The organism is Enterobacter sp. AN-K1 (genome assembly GCF_020971765.1).
GTDB classification, from domain to species: Bacteria; Pseudomonadota; Gammaproteobacteria; order Enterobacterales; family Enterobacteriaceae; genus Enterobacter; species Enterobacter hormaechei_C.
This window is the reverse complement of the sequence record NZ_CP087390.1, coordinates 3743194-3757115: the sequence shown is the minus strand read 5'-3', so window position 1 is coordinate 3757115 and position 13922 is coordinate 3743194. Positions and strand designations below refer to the sequence as shown.

Here is a 13922-nt window from a genome sequence, read left to right as displayed (position 1 = left end):
ACTTATCGTTGTTGTTTAAGGTTTCCTTAAGTTGCCCTCCCTATGATAGTGCTATTTCACGTTATTGACCGAAACTATGACACACGCCGTCAGCCCTTCAGAATTATCTAAGTTACCGACAAATAAGACAAAAAGCCTTTACCGTTTTTCTGCCCGCTTTTATGGTTATCAGCTTTTCGGGCTGATCGTCCTTGCGCTGCTTTTTACCTGGCTTTCGCGCGATGAATCGCTTGACCGATGGATAACCGGCTTCTGGTATGACGCGGCGACGCACCATTTCCCGCTACAGCAAAACCCGCTGCTGGATCTGCTGAACCATCGGCTGGCGAAATATGTGACCATTGCGCTGGCTGCCGCATCGCTGATTTACGGCGCTTACAAACGCAATGCCCGGCTGGTGACGGCCGCGCTTCTGATGGGGCTGGGGGCGCTGGTAGTTGGGGTGCTGAAAAGCATAAGCCACCACAGCTGTCCGTGGGATCTGGTGGAGTATGGCGGCAAAGCCGTCTCGTATCCCCTGTTCAGCGCCGTTCCGGCAGACAGCGGACCGGGACGCTGCTTTCCCGGCGGCCACGCCTCAAGCGGGTTTATGGTGATGGGGTTGTTTTTTGCCTTCTGGCGTGAACGTCCGCGCCTGGCATGGTCCTTTGTCGCGTTAGGCGTTGTTATGGGGCTGCTGATGGGATTCGGCCAGGTCATGCGCGGCGCGCATTTTTTCTCTCACAACCTGTGGGCCGGGTGGTGGGTCTGGTTTTCCCAGGTGCTGGTTTACGGGCTGGTTTCCACCTGGTTTGCTAAAGAGTAACGAGATTATGTTAGAAAATCTGAACTACGAACTGTTTTACCTGCTCAACGCCACGCCAGCATCACCGGAATGGATGATCGATCTCGCCACCTTCATTGCGAAAGATGTGATCAGCATTGTACCGGCGATGGCGGTGATCCTCTGGTTATGGGGACCTCGTACACAGGTCACCGCCCAGCGCCATCTGGTGATCAAAATGGCGATGGCGATCGGCGTGAGCGTGCTGGCAAGCTACGTGCTGGGCCACGCCTTTCCGCACGATCGTCCGTTTGTCGATCGCGTCGGCTACAACTTCCTGCACCATGCGCCGGATGACTCGTTCCCGAGCGATCACGGCACGGTGATCTTCACCTTTGCGCTGGCCTTCCTGTTCTGGCATCGCCTGTGGTCTGGCATGGTGCTGATGGGGGTGGCGGTCGCCATCGCCTGGTCCCGCGTCTACCTGGGCGTGCACTGGCCGCTGGATATGGTCGGCGGTTTCCTGGTGGGGCTGATGGGCTGCGTCAGCGCAGCCATCCTGTGGAGCCTCTTTGGTCCGGCGCTTTATCGTGGATTATCACAGGCCTATCGCGTTCTGTTTGCCCTTCCGATCCGCAAAGGCTGGATACGTGACTAACCCCGGTCCGTCAGGTTACACTTGAGCCCCCGCCCTGCGGGGGCTCACTTTTTTAGCCCGAGGATCTATGGAAACACGTCGCGATGACCGCATTGCTCAGCTGCTTCAGGCGCTGAAGCGCAGCGATAAGCTGCATCTTAAGGAAGCCGCTACCCTGCTTGGCGTGTCTGAAATGACCATTCGTCGCGATCTGAACAGCGACAGCGCCCCCGTTGTGCTGCTTGGCGGGTATATTGTTCTGGAGCCGCGTAGCGCCAGCCATTATCTGTTAAGCGATCAAAAAACACGCCTGGTGGAAGAGAAGCGCAAAGCCGCGCGGCTCGCCGCCTCGCTGGTGCAGCCGCATCAAACGCTGTTTTTTGACTGCGGTACGACAACCCCGTGGATCATCGAGGCCATCGACAGCACCGTTCCCTTTACCGCCGTCTGTTATTCGCTAAACACCTTCCTGGCCTTGCAGGAGAAACCGGCGTGCCGGGTGATTTTGTGCGGCGGCGAGTTTCATGCCAGCAACGCCATCTTCAAGCCGCTGAATATTCAGGACACGCTGAGCAATGTATGTCCGGATATCGCCTTTTACTCTGCGGCGGGTGTGAATGTGAAACAGGGGGCAACCTGTTTTAATCTTGAAGAGTTACCGGTGAAACAGTGGGCGCTCAACGCCGCACAGCAGCATGTGCTGGTGGTTGATCACAGTAAATTTGGCAAGGTTCGTCCGGCAAGGATGGGGGAACTGTCGCGCTTTGACGCCATCGTCAGTGATTGCCGCCCGGATGACGAGCTGGTGTCGTATGCAAAGGCGCAGCAGGTGAAGTTGATGTATTGAGGTTATGCCGGGTGGCGCTTCGCTTACCCGGCCTACAACAGCTCGAACGAAGGCCGGGTAAGCGCAGCGCCACCCGGCAAAAACCTAGCTGAACCAGCTGCCAAACCAGCCGTGGAACTTCATTAACACAAAGTCCCACATCCGGCTGAAGAAGCCCCCCTCTTCCACCGCTTCCATCACCACCAGCGGACGCTGCTCAATGGATTTGCCGTTAAGCTGGAAATCTATCGTCCCGACCACCTGGCCTTTTTTCAACGGCGCGGTCAGCTGTGGCTCGGTCAGGGTATAGCTGGCTTTCAGGTTTTTCAGCTGACCGCGTGGAATGGTGACGGAACCCGCTTCACCTGCCCCCAGGTTCACTTCACTTTTATCCCCAAACCAGACGCGCTGGCTGACGAAGGTGGCGTCCGGCTTAATCGGCGTGACGGTTTCAAAGAAGCGGAAACCCCAGGTCAGCAGTTTTTCGGATTCATTAAAACGAATGCGGTCGGTTTTCGTCCCCAGCACCACCGAGATCAGGCGCATGTCGCCCTGCGTCGCAGAAGCCACCAGGTTGTATCCGGCCCCGGCGGTCGTCCCCGTTTTCATGCCGTCCACGTTAACGTTACTGCTCCAGAGCAGACGATTACGGTTAGGCTGGCGGATATTGTTGAAGGTAAACTCTTTCTCTTTATGGATGGCGTACTCATCCGGCACGTCATGGATCAGCGCTTTGCCCAGCAGCGCCATATCGCGCGCGGTACTGAACTGACCGGGCGCATCCAGGCCGTGAACGGTTTTAAAGGTGGTGTTGGTCAGACCCAGTTTTTGCGCGTAGCCATTCATCAACCCAATGAATGAGTCCTGACTGCCTGCGACGTAATCGGCCAGCGCAATACAGGCATCATTTCCCGACTGAATAATGACCCCTTTATTCAGATCGGAAACGGAGACCTGATCGCCGGGCTTCAGGAACATGACGGACGAGCCGCGCAGCGCCGGGTTACCCGTCGCCCAGGCATCTTTGCCGACGGTGACCATGTCATCCAGCTTGATCTTGCCCGCTTTCAACGCCTGGCCCACAACATAGCTGGTCATAATTTTCGTCAGGCTCGCCGGGTCGAGTTTTTCGTCGGCGTTACCTTCCGCCAGCACTTTCCCGCTGGCGTAATCCATCAGGATCCAGGCGCGCGCATCGACAGGCGGCGCTTCGGGCGCCGTCTGTTCCGCCGCATGGAGCGTTGGGGCAAAAAGGAAAAGCAGCGCCGAGCCTGCCGCCAGGCTGCGCAGAGAAGAAGTTTTTTGCGTCATAAATGCCACCCGAGTGTCCATTCTAAAAATCACGTCACAATCACCGTGTCGCAAGAAGCGATGAGTAATAGCGCACTACAGCGTTCAAAGAAACCTGTTCCAGGTAAAGTTTTTAAAGTTTATGCAATAACATTCAGATACGCTTTGATTGCGGCGTTTTTTTTAGCATCTGTTGCGTAATTGTTAGGTTTATCTCACCATGGCGAAAAGCTGACTCGGATTCACATCTCATCGGGAGTAAATATGATTACGCTGTGGGGCAGGAACAATTCGACTAACGTGAAGAAAGTGCTCTGGACGCTGGAGGAGCTGGATTTACCGTTCAACCAAATCATGGCTGGCATGGCGTTCGGGGTGAATAAAGACGCCGACTATCTGGCGATGAACCCAAACGGACTGGTGCCGTTGCTGCGCGATGACGAGACAGACGCCACGCTGTGGGAGTCCAACACCATCGTGCGTTATCTCGCCGCGCAGTACGGCCAGGGTCGGCTGTGGGTTGAAAATCCAGCCCGCCGCGCGCAGGGCGAAAAATGGATGGACTGGGCAAACCAGACGCTTTCCCCCACGCACCGGGTGATCCTGATGGGGCTTGTCCGCACGCCGGAAGCCGAACGTGATTATCCCGCCATTCATGCCGCCCAGGACGCCTGCGAATCCCTGTTCGCGATGATGGACGACGAACTGGCGAAGCACGCCTGGTTCTCCGGCGACACCTTCGGCGTGGGCGATATCGCCGTCGCCCCCTTCGTCTGGAACCTCACTAACATGGGTCTTAGCTGGAGCCCGCGCCCTCACCTGGAGCGCTGGATCCAGCAGCTTAGCGAGCGCCCGGCGTATCGCAACGTGGTGATGATCCCGGTGACCTGATTACGACCTGGACGGGCTGACTTTCAGCAGTTGCCCGTCCGTCTCGTCAGTCAGCACGTACAGATAGCCATCCGGCCCGACGCGCACATCGCGAATACGCTGATCTTTATCGCCCAGAATGCGTCCGTCCTCCGTCACGCTATTGCCCTTCACGCTCAGCACGATGACGTCTTTCTCCTTCAGCGCGCCGATAAACAGCTTGTTTTTCCACTGCGGGAAGACGTCGCTGTTGTAGAACGCCATGCCGCTGACGGCGGGCGATACTTTCCAGACAAACAGCGGCTTTTCGGTGCCCTCAACGTGCTCGCCTTTCGCTTCCGGGATTTTCAGGCCGCTGTAATTGATCCCGTGCGTCGCCAGGGGCCAGCCGTAGTTTTTGCCCTTCTCAGGAATGTTAATCTCATCCCCACCGCGTGGTCCGTGTTCGTTGAGCCACAGCGTGTCGCTCCACGGATTCATCGCCATCCCCTGCGGGTTGCGAATGCCATAGGACCAGATTTCCGGGCGCGCACCGGCGGTGTTCACAAACGGATTATCCGGCGGCACTTTTCCGTCCTCCGTCAGGCGCACCACCTTGCCCTGAAGCTTGTCCAGCTCCTGCGCCGTCGGGCGCTGGTTGTTTTCACCCAGGCCAATAAAGAGATAGCCTTTGCCGTCGAACACCAGCCGTCCGCCAAAGTGGTTGCCGGTAGAGAGCTTCGGCATCTGTCGGAACACCACCTGGAAGCCCTCAATGCGCGAAAGGTCATCGCTCAACCGCCCGTAGCCCACCGCGGTACCCGCTTTGCCATCATTACCTGCCTCGGCGAAGCTGAGCCAGACCCGCCGTGACTGTGCAAAATCCGGGGCCAGCGCGACGTCCAGCAGTCCGCCCTGGCCGCTCGCCCACACTTTCGGCACGCCGACAATCGGATCGGAGAGCCCTTTTCCAGCCTGCCAGTGCTTAAGCTGCCCGTCTTTGAGCGTGATGAGCAGCCCCTTGTTATCTGGCAGAAACGCCAGCGACCAGGGGTGATCCAGTTTTGTCTGTAGCACGTCGACCTTAACCGTCTCAGGCGCTGCAAGCAGTGAAAGCGGGAATAACAAGACTGGAAGGAAAATCAACGAGGATCGAGGCATAACGCACTCCTTTATCGACATATGGCTTAAAGATTAGCCACTGTTCCCGGGTGCGTTACCACTTTTACAAAAGCTTAATCAGAAGGGGGAGTTGCCTCCCCCGGGTTCAGTGCCGGGCAAGCGTTTCCGGCTTGTTCAGACACATGATGCAAAGCGCGAGCGTGGTCAGGCAGTTTTCAAGCTTCTCCGCGTTAACGGCAATAAAATTCGGGCAGTCGTGACGTCCGTTCATCAAACAGACTCCGGCGATGGAGAGCACCTCGGCGGCGCGGCGCAGCGCCACTAATTCGCTTTCAGCGTAGTGCGCTTTCAGGATGGGTGCTTTTTCACGCATGAAATTGCAAAGTTCAAAGAAGTTATCACGCAGATTTTCGCTTTCGCTGACTGACATATACCCTTTCGCCTTGCGGAGTTGCAGATATGCGGCCAGGTCGATTCGGGCGTTGATCAGCTTGTTAAGCAGATCGCGTTTCAGTCTGTCAACGGACATGCTATTTCCTCCCCTGTCAGCCATGTTACCTTATTAAGGATAAGGTCATTTTTTGTACAATGTAATGCCTGAGATCAATAAACGATAACTGATTAACATTCTTTACAATGTTACAACGATTGCCCGCCTCAACTGCGCCATCAAGAGTGTATAAATCCCCCGCGATACGCTGTAAAATCCCGCCCTGATAACTCCATAATTGATGAATTTTTAACCTATGAGCAATGTTACGCACCCGCCGAAAATCGGCTTTGTCTCCCTCGGCTGCCCGAAGAACCTGGTGGACTCCGAACGCATCCTGACTGAACTTCGCACTGAAGGCTATGACGTGGTGCCAAGCTACGACAACGCCGACATGGTGATCGTCAACACCTGCGGGTTCATCGACAGCGCGGTCCAGGAGTCACTGGAAGCCATTGGTGAAGCCCTGACGGAAAACGGCAAAGTGATTGTCACCGGCTGCCTGGGCGCGAAGGTGGATCAGATCCGCGAAGTGCACCCGAAAGTGCTTGAGATCACAGGCCCGCACAGCTACGAGCAGGTGCTGGAACATGTTCATCACTACGTCCCCAAACCAAAGCACAACCCGTTCCTGAGCCTGGTGCCGGAACAGGGCGTGAAGCTGACGCCGCGCCACTACGCCTACCTGAAAATTTCCGAAGGCTGCAACCACCGCTGTACCTTCTGCATCATCCCGTCGATGCGTGGCGATCTGGTGAGCCGTCCGATTGGCGAGGTGCTGGCAGAAGCCAAACGCCTGGCCGACGCGGGCGTGAAGGAGCTGCTGGTCATCTCCCAGGACACCTCCGCCTACGGTGTGGACGTCAAACACCGCTCCGGTTTCCACAACGGCGAGCCGGTGAAAACCAGCATGGTCGGCCTGTGCGAGCAGCTGGCTAAGCTCGGGATCTGGACGCGCCTGCACTACGTCTATCCTTACCCGCACGTTGACGATGTGATCCCGCTGATGGCGGAAGGCAAAATCCTGCCGTATCTGGATATCCCGCTACAGCACGCCAGCCCGCGCATTCTGAAGCTGATGAAACGTCCTGGCTCCGTGGATCGCCAACTGGCGCGCATCAAGCAGTGGCGTGAGATCTGCCCGGATCTGACCCTGCGCTCCACCTTTATTGTCGGCTTCCCGGGTGAAACCGAAGAAGATTTCCAGATGCTGCTCGACTTCCTGAAAGAGGCGCGTCTGGATCGCGTCGGCTGCTTCAAGTACAGCCCGGTTGAAGGCGCAACCGCCAACGAGCTGGCGGACCAGGTGCCGGAAGAGGTAAAAGAGGAGCGCTGGAACCGCTTTATGCAGCTGCAACAGCAGATCTCGGCTGAACGCTTGCAGGAGAAAGTGGGCCGCGAAATTCTGGTGATTATCGACGAAGTGGACGAAGAAGGCGCGATTGGCCGCAGCATGGCGGATGCGCCTGAAATCGACGGCGCGGTGTACCTGAACGGGGAAACACAGGTTAAGCCGGGTGATATTATTCGCGTGAAGGTTGAAAACGCGGATGAGTATGACCTGTGGGGTAGCCGGGTTTAAACACCCTGCTTCCCTTTTGTAGGCCGGGTAAGGCGTAGCCGCCACCCGGCACATTTCACTGCACTACCCCTTAATCCTCGGATCCAGCGCGTCGCGCAGCCCATCCCCCAGCAGGTTAAACGCCAGCACGGTCAGGAAAATCGCCAGGCTCGGGAAGATCGCCACGTGTGGCGCAATCACCATATCCGCCCGCGCCTCGTTCAGCATCGCCCCCCACTCCGGCGTCGGCGGCTGTGCCCCTAACCCCAGAAACGACAGGCTGGCCGCCGAGATAATCGACACGCCTATGCGCATGGTGAAATAGACCACGATAGACGAGACCGTTCCCGGCAGAATATGGCTGAACAGGATGGTGGCATCGCTGGCTCCCATGCTGCGCGCCGACTCGATAAAGGTCTGCTGCTTCAGCACCAGCGTGTTGCCACGTACCAGACGCGCGAAAGCGGGAATCGAGAATACCGCCACGGCGATAATGACGTTCGCCATGCCGCTGCCCATCACCGCCACCACGGCAATCGCCAGCAGAATACCGGGAAAGGCAAACAGCACGTCGCAGATACGCATGATGATGCGGTCCCACCAGCCTTCGTAGTACCCGGCCACCAGCCCCAGCACGGTGCCAATTGCTGCGCCCATCAGCACCGCGAAGACCCCGGCCGCCAGTGAGATCTGCGCCCCTACCAGCACGCGGCTAAAAATATCGCGCCCGAGCGAGTCCACGCCAAACCAGTGCATCATCGACGGACCATCGTTCAGCCGGTCGTAGTCGAAGTAGTTTTCCGCATCAAACGGGGCTATCCAGGGGGCGATAATCGCCACCAGGATCAGCAGTAACACAAACAACCCGGCGACCATAGCGACGGGCTGACGACGGAATCGACGCCAGAACTCAACCCACGGGGTGCGAATATGGTCCGGCCTGATCCCCGGCATAGCGTTTAAAATGGCCTGGCGACGCCAGTTCAGTAATCGCATCTTACTTATACCTGATGGCCGGGTTAATGGCGGCGTACAGCACATCCACCACTAAGTTGATAAGAATAAACTCCAGCGAGAAAAGCAGGACTTCAGCCTGAATAACCGGATAGTCACGCATATCGACCGAGTCGACCAGCAGGCGCCCCAGCCCCGGCCAGTTAAAGACCTTCTCAACCACGATAGAGCCCCCCAGCAGGAAGCCGAACTGTAGCCCCATCATCGTGACCACCGGGATCATCGCATTACGAAAACCATGCTTCAGAATGACCCATTTCTCACTCACCCCTTTTGCCCGCGCGGTGCGAATGTAATCTTCGCTCAGCACGTCGACAAACGAGGCGCGGGTAAACCGGGCCATAACCGCCGCAACGGCCGCGCCTAGCGTCATAGAGGGCAGAATGTAGTGCTTCCAGGTGTCGGCCCCGACGGTCGGCAACCAGCCCAGCTCGACGGAGAAAATCTGCATCAGCAGCATGCCCAGCGCAAACGCCGGGAAAGAGATGCCGGTGACCGCCAGCGCCATACCGAGCTTATCCGGCCAGCGGTTGCGCCAGACGGCGGCGACAATCCCCGCGCCCAGGCCAAAGACAACCGCCCAGCTCATACTGGCAATCGTTAACCAGAAGGTAGGCATAAAGCGGCTGGCAATCTCCTCCGACACCGGACGACGCGACACCATTGAGATGCCGAAATCGCCCTGAAGGACATTGCCAATGTAACGCAGAAATTGCCTGTACAGCGGCTGGTCAAGACCGAGCTGTTTACGCACCAGTTCAATAACCGTCGCATCCGCTTCCGGTCCGGCAATCAAACGCGCCGGATCGCCGGGCAGCATATGAACAAACAAAAACACCAGCACGGCCACAATCAGCAGCGTCGGGATAAGCCCCAGCAGGCGTTTACACACATAATTCAGCATGAGTTTTATTTCAAATCCGCGTCATCAAAGCTAAAGCCCGTATCCGGCATGATGTAAAAACCGGTCAGCGCTTTGTTGTGGGCTGAGACCAGTTTTTCCACCACCAGCGGCACCCACGGCGACTCTTTCCAGATAATGTCCTGCGCCTCTTTGTACAGGCGTGCTTTCTCTTCCGGTTTGGTGGTTTTCAGGGCATCGGCCAGAGCTTTATCCACCTGCGGATTACTGTAGAACGCGGTATTGAACAGCGTTGGCGGCCAGTTCTGGGAAGCAAAAAGCGGCGACAGGGACCAGTCCGCTTCTCCGGTTGAAGCCGTCCAGCCGGTGTAGAACATCCGCACGCCGCTCTCTTTCTGTCCTTTGCCTTCCACTTCCGCCGCTCGCTGTCCGGCATCCATCGCCGTAACCCTGGCTTTAATGCCCACCTGCGCCAGCTGCTGCTGGGTAAATTGCAGCACCTTCTGCGCGGTACTGTGGTTATGCGACGACCACAGCGTAGTGCTAAAGCCGTTCGGATAGCCCGCCTCTTTCAGCAGTTCCCGCGCTTTCGCCGGATCGTAAGGCCACGGCTGATAGCTTTGCGCGTACTCAATGGTTGGCGGCATCACGCCCGTCGCCGGGGTGGCGTAGCCGGCAAAGGCCACCTTCACCAGCGCCTGGCGGTTAATGGCGTAGTTGATGGCTTCACGCACCTTCGGGTTATCAAACGGTTTCTGCGTGACGTTCATGCTGATGTAGCGCTGCATAATCGACGGGCTGGCCACCAGTTCCAGCTTGCTGTTTTTCGCCAGCAGCGCCGCCTGTTCGTACGGGATCGGGAAGGCAAACTGCGCTTCGCCGGTTTGCAGCATTGCGGCGCGGGTGTTGTTGTCCACTACCGGCCGCCAGGTGATGGTATCCAGCTTCGGCAGCCCCTGCTGCCAGTATCCGGCGAATTTTTTCACCTTCACAAAATCGGTCTGGTTCCAGGTGAGCAGTTCGTACGGTCCGGTCCCCACCGGGTGGAAGCCAATCTCTTTGCCGTATTTTTTCAGGGCGGCGGGGGAAATCATCGCCGTCGCGGGATGCGCCAGGATATTGATGAACGCCGAGAACGGCTCTTTGAGGGTGATCTTCACCGTCGCCGGATCAACCACCTCGGTTTGGGCGATATTTTTATACAGGTTGTAGCGTTTAAGACCGTTTTCCGGATTGCTGGCACGATCCAGGTTGACCTTAACCGCCTCGGCGTTGAAATCGGTGCCATCCTGGAACTTCACGCCGGTACGGAGCTTAACGGTATAGACCAGCCCGTCGTCCGACACGGTATAGCCTTCCGCCAGCACGTTTTTCAGCTTCATTTCGCGGTCCAGGCCGAACAGCCCCTGGTAGAAGGATTTTGCCACCGCCTGAGAAAGAGTGTCGTTGGCATCATACGGATCCAGGGTCGTGAAGTTAGACCCCACAGCCACCACCACATCTTTCGCCGCGAACGCGGGGGCGGCGGCCAGCGCAGCCGTCACGCTCGCGGCCAGCAGCCATTTACGAGCAACAAAAGGAACCATTGTGTTCTCCTGCCTGTTGTAAGTTATAACCGCGAGAATGCATTGCCCTGACGCGGTGGTGCGACAAAATGACCGGGTCCCACCTCACGCAGCGCCACGCGCTCCAGGGTTTCGCCCCGTTTACGAATATTGCTCGGCATTTCGTCCTGCAACAGCACGCGCTGGGCGTGACGATGCTCAGGATCGGCAACCGGTACGGCAGCCATCAGCTTGCGGGTGTACGGGTGCTGCGGGTTTTCAAACACCGCCCGACGGGGGCCGATTTCAACAATTTGCCCCATGTACATCACCGCCACGCGATGGCTGATCCGCTCCACCACCGCCATATCGTGGGAGATAAACAGAAACGCAATGCCCAAATCCCGCTGTAAATCGAGCAGGAGATTGATGATTTGCGCGCGGATAGAGACATCCAGCGCTGACACGGACTCATCCGCAATCACCACTTTCGGATTGAGGGCCAATGCCCGCGCAATGCAGATACGCTGACGCTGACCGCCAGAAAATTCGTGCGGATAACGCCAGGCATGCTCCGGCTTCAGGCCCACGCGCTCCAGCAGCCATGCGACGCGGCGCTGCGCGGCTTCACCGTCGAGCAGGTTATGCACCCGCAGCGGCTCCATAATCGAGTACCCCACCGTATGGCGCGGATCGAGCGACGCATAAGGATCCTGGAATATAAACTGAATATCCCGGCGCACCGCCTGCAATTTACTGTTAGGGAGCGTGTCGATGCGCTCACCGTTGAAGGTGATGCTCCCCTCCTGCGACGCCACCAGCCTGAGCAGCGCCCGCCCGGTGGTGGATTTACCGCAGCCGGACTCCCCCACCAGCGCCAGCGTTTCGCCCGGCCAGAGATCAAAACTGACGTTTTCAACCGCATGCACTTCGCGCTTCACGCGATTGAGGATCCCGCTACGCAGCGGGAAACGGGTCACCAGGTCACGCACTTCGAGGATTGGCCTGCCGGGAACCACCGTATCCTGCTCGGTTTCGTCTTCCTGCTGGCCCTGTTCGGTCTGTGAGAACAGCGGAAAACGGCGCGGAAAATCACTGCCATTCATTGCCCCCAGACGCGGGACCGCCGCCAGTAGCGCTTTGGTATAAGGATGCACCGGCGCATGAAAGACCTGCTCCACCGTGCCGGTTTCCACGGCATTGCCCTGATGCATAACCAGCACCCGATCGGCAATATCCGCCACCACCCCCATATCGTGGGTGATGAAAATCACCCCCATCTCCATCTCCTGCTGCAACACCTTAATCAGTTGCAGGATCTGGGCCTGAATGGTGACATCCAGCGCCGTGGTGGGTTCGTCCGCAATGAGCACCGCCGGACGGCACGACAGCGCCATCGCAATCATCACCCGCTGGCGCATGCCGCCGGAAAGCTGATGCGGATAGCGGGACAAAATCGCGTGCGCCTCAGGGATACGCACCAGCTCCAGCATCCGTTTTGCTTCGTTGAGCGCCTCATCACCGCTCAGTCCCTGATGCAGGCGGATAGATTCGGCAATCTGCTCGCCCACCGGAAAAACCGGGTTCAGGGAGGTCATCGGCTCCTGAAAAATCATCGCAATATCTGCCCCGCGCACCCCCTGCATCTGGGACGCGCTCAGCTCGTTGAGATCGATAACCTGACGGTTGCGACGGCGCAACAGCATCCGCTCGCTGGTGACCTGCCCGCCCGTCTGCTCAAGCAGACGCATCAGCGCCAGCGCGGTAACGGATTTACCGGAACCTGATTCGCCAACAATCGCCAGCGTCTCGCCGCGCCTGAGCGAAAACGATAAATTCTGTACTGCGGGGATGAACTGCCGCTCTTCCTGAAACGCAATATTCAGTTGGTGGACAGCCAGCACTTCGCAGTTGTCCAGCTCTTCACGGTGCGGCACGCAATGCCCCCTTATTCACGATAAATGCCTGTGCTGGGCGCATCGCCGGCATACCCCCACGCCCGGTACATCCCTTCACTGTTGAACGGCAGAGCCACGTTGCCCTCCCGATCCACCGCAATTAAGCCGCCAATCCCGCCCAGCGCCGGCAGTTTCTCCATCACTACCCGCTCGCAGGCCTCACTCAGGCTTAATCCGCCGTAATCCATTAGCGCGGTAATGTCGTAGGCCGCCAGCGCGCGGATAAACACTTCGCCGGTGCCGGTGCATGACACCGCCGCGGTGGCGTTATTGGCGTAACACCCGGCCCCCGGCAGCGGGCTGTCGCCGACGCGACCGGGAAGTTTGTTGGTCATACCGCCTGTCGACGTCGCGGCGGCGAGATTACCGGCTTTATCCAGCGCCACCGCGCCTACCGTGCCCATTTTGCTGCGTTCATCGAGCGGCGCGGCATGGTCCAGCTGCGTCATCCCCGCTGTACGGGCGTCCAGCAGTTGCCGGTAACGCTCCTCGGTGGAGAAAAGATCGGGCGAGATCGTGTCCATCCCGTGCTCGACGGCAAATTTTTCCGCCCCCGCCCCGGCCAGCAGCACATGTGGGCTTTGTTCCATCACCAGACGCGCGGCCAGCACCGGATTACGCAGACGGCTGACGCCCGCTACCGCGCCCGCCTTCAGGGTGACGCCGTCCATCACGCAGGCATCCAGCTCGTGCGTTTCATCGCGCGTAAAGACCGAGCCAATACCGGCATTAAACAGCGGGCACTCCTCCAGCAGACGTACTGCTTCGGTCACCACGTCCAGCGCGCTGTCGCCCGCTTCCAGCATCCGCTGGCCTGTTTCCACAATGGCGTTCAGCGCATCAATATAACGCTTCTCCTGCTCGGGACTGAGCTGTGCACGGGTGATTGCCCCGGCACCGCCATGAATTGCGATAACCGCTTTACTCATTTCGCATCACCCATCAGCCTGGCTGGCTGCTTTTTCTATAAATATCATTATCGTCGACGAATCTTCAGATGATTTTT

At 57.9% G+C, this 13922-nt stretch carries 13 protein-coding genes; 5 read left to right on the top strand and 8 right to left on the bottom strand.

Annotated features, from left to right (window positions below):
- Positions 1-76 precede the first annotated feature (76 nt).
- The 3 genes from LOC22_RS17805 to deoR all read left to right on the top strand — a co-directional run bounded on the left by LOC22_RS17805 (position 77) and on the right by deoR (position 2247).
- Entirely contained in the window at positions 77-805 is a 729-nt protein-coding gene (locus LOC22_RS17805) for a phosphatase PAP2 family protein (RefSeq protein WP_032653080.1), read from the top strand.
- 7 nt (positions 806-812) lie between these two features.
- Positions 813-1421 carry an undecaprenyl-diphosphate phosphatase gene (gene ybjG / locus LOC22_RS17800; RefSeq protein ID WP_032653078.1) on the top strand — a complete coding sequence of 203 codons (609 nt, stop codon included), beginning with the start codon at positions 813-815 and terminating at the stop codon, positions 1419-1421.
- A gap of 67 nt (positions 1422-1488) precedes the next feature.
- Positions 1489-2247, top strand: coding sequence for a DNA-binding transcriptional repressor DeoR (deoR, locus tag LOC22_RS17795; protein WP_017384886.1), 759 nt, complete (start codon positions 1489-1491; stop codon positions 2245-2247).
- Positions 2248-2331: 84 nt separating this feature from the next.
- Here the strand turns inward: deoR and dacC are convergent, their stop codons facing one another.
- Positions 2332-3537, bottom strand: a complete 1206-nt coding sequence (gene dacC, locus LOC22_RS17790) for a serine-type D-Ala-D-Ala carboxypeptidase (RefSeq protein ID WP_023296184.1) — start codon at positions 3535-3537, stop codon at positions 2332-2334.
- Between the two features lie 243 nt (positions 3538-3780).
- Between dacC and LOC22_RS17785 the strand changes: the two genes are divergently transcribed.
- Positions 3781-4407 carry a glutathione S-transferase family protein gene (locus LOC22_RS17785; RefSeq protein ID WP_017384888.1) on the top strand — a complete coding sequence of 209 codons (627 nt, stop codon included), beginning with the start codon at positions 3781-3783 and terminating at the stop codon, positions 4405-4407.
- On the opposite strand, the gene LOC22_RS17780 is transcribed toward LOC22_RS17785, so the two are convergent.
- On the bottom strand, positions 4408-5526 hold the full coding sequence (locus LOC22_RS17780) for a PQQ-dependent sugar dehydrogenase (RefSeq protein ID WP_017384889.1): 1119 nt from the start codon (positions 5524-5526) through the stop codon (positions 4408-4410).
- Positions 5527-5632: 106 nt separating this feature from the next.
- Positions 5633-6016, bottom strand: coding sequence for a biofilm formation regulator BssR (bssR, locus tag LOC22_RS17775; RefSeq protein WP_003858412.1), 384 nt, complete (start codon positions 6014-6016; stop codon positions 5633-5635).
- A gap of 217 nt (positions 6017-6233) precedes the next feature.
- On the opposite strand from bssR, the gene rimO reads away from it, so the two are divergent.
- Entirely contained in the window at positions 6234-7559 is a 1326-nt protein-coding gene (rimO, locus tag LOC22_RS17770) for a 30S ribosomal protein S12 methylthiotransferase RimO (protein ID WP_017693743.1), read from the top strand.
- Positions 7560-7622: 63 nt separating this feature from the next.
- On the opposite strand, the gene gsiD is transcribed toward rimO, so the two are convergent.
- Genes gsiD through iaaA form a run of 5 tightly spaced genes read right to left on the bottom strand, consistent with a single transcriptional unit; the run spans position 7623 to position 13845 of the window.
- A complete protein-coding gene (gsiD, locus tag LOC22_RS17765) occupies positions 7623-8534 on the bottom strand; it encodes a glutathione ABC transporter permease GsiD (RefSeq protein ID WP_015571027.1) in 912 nt (303 codons plus the stop codon).
- Position 8535: 1 nt separating this feature from the next.
- Positions 8536-9456, bottom strand: a complete 921-nt coding sequence (gsiC, locus tag LOC22_RS17760) for a glutathione ABC transporter permease GsiC (protein ID WP_006809475.1) — start codon at positions 9454-9456, stop codon at positions 8536-8538.
- A 5-nt stretch (positions 9457-9461) separates the two neighbouring features.
- Positions 9462-11000 carry a glutathione ABC transporter substrate-binding protein GsiB gene (gene gsiB, locus LOC22_RS17755; protein WP_230239097.1) on the bottom strand — a complete coding sequence of 513 codons (1539 nt, stop codon included), beginning with the start codon at positions 10998-11000 and terminating at the stop codon, positions 9462-9464.
- A 23-nt stretch (positions 11001-11023) separates the two neighbouring features.
- The gene (gene gsiA / locus LOC22_RS17750; RefSeq protein ID WP_023296179.1) at positions 11024-12895 is read right to left on the bottom strand and encodes a glutathione ABC transporter ATP-binding protein GsiA; all 1872 of its coding nucleotides are present in this window, start codon (positions 12893-12895) and stop codon (positions 11024-11026) included.
- Positions 12896-12906: 11 nt separating this feature from the next.
- Positions 12907-13845: a beta-aspartyl-peptidase gene (iaaA, locus tag LOC22_RS17745; RefSeq protein WP_062933902.1), complete on the bottom strand. Its 939-nt coding sequence runs from the start codon at positions 13843-13845 to the stop codon at positions 12907-12909.
- Between the last annotated feature and the right edge of the window lie 77 nt (positions 13846-13922).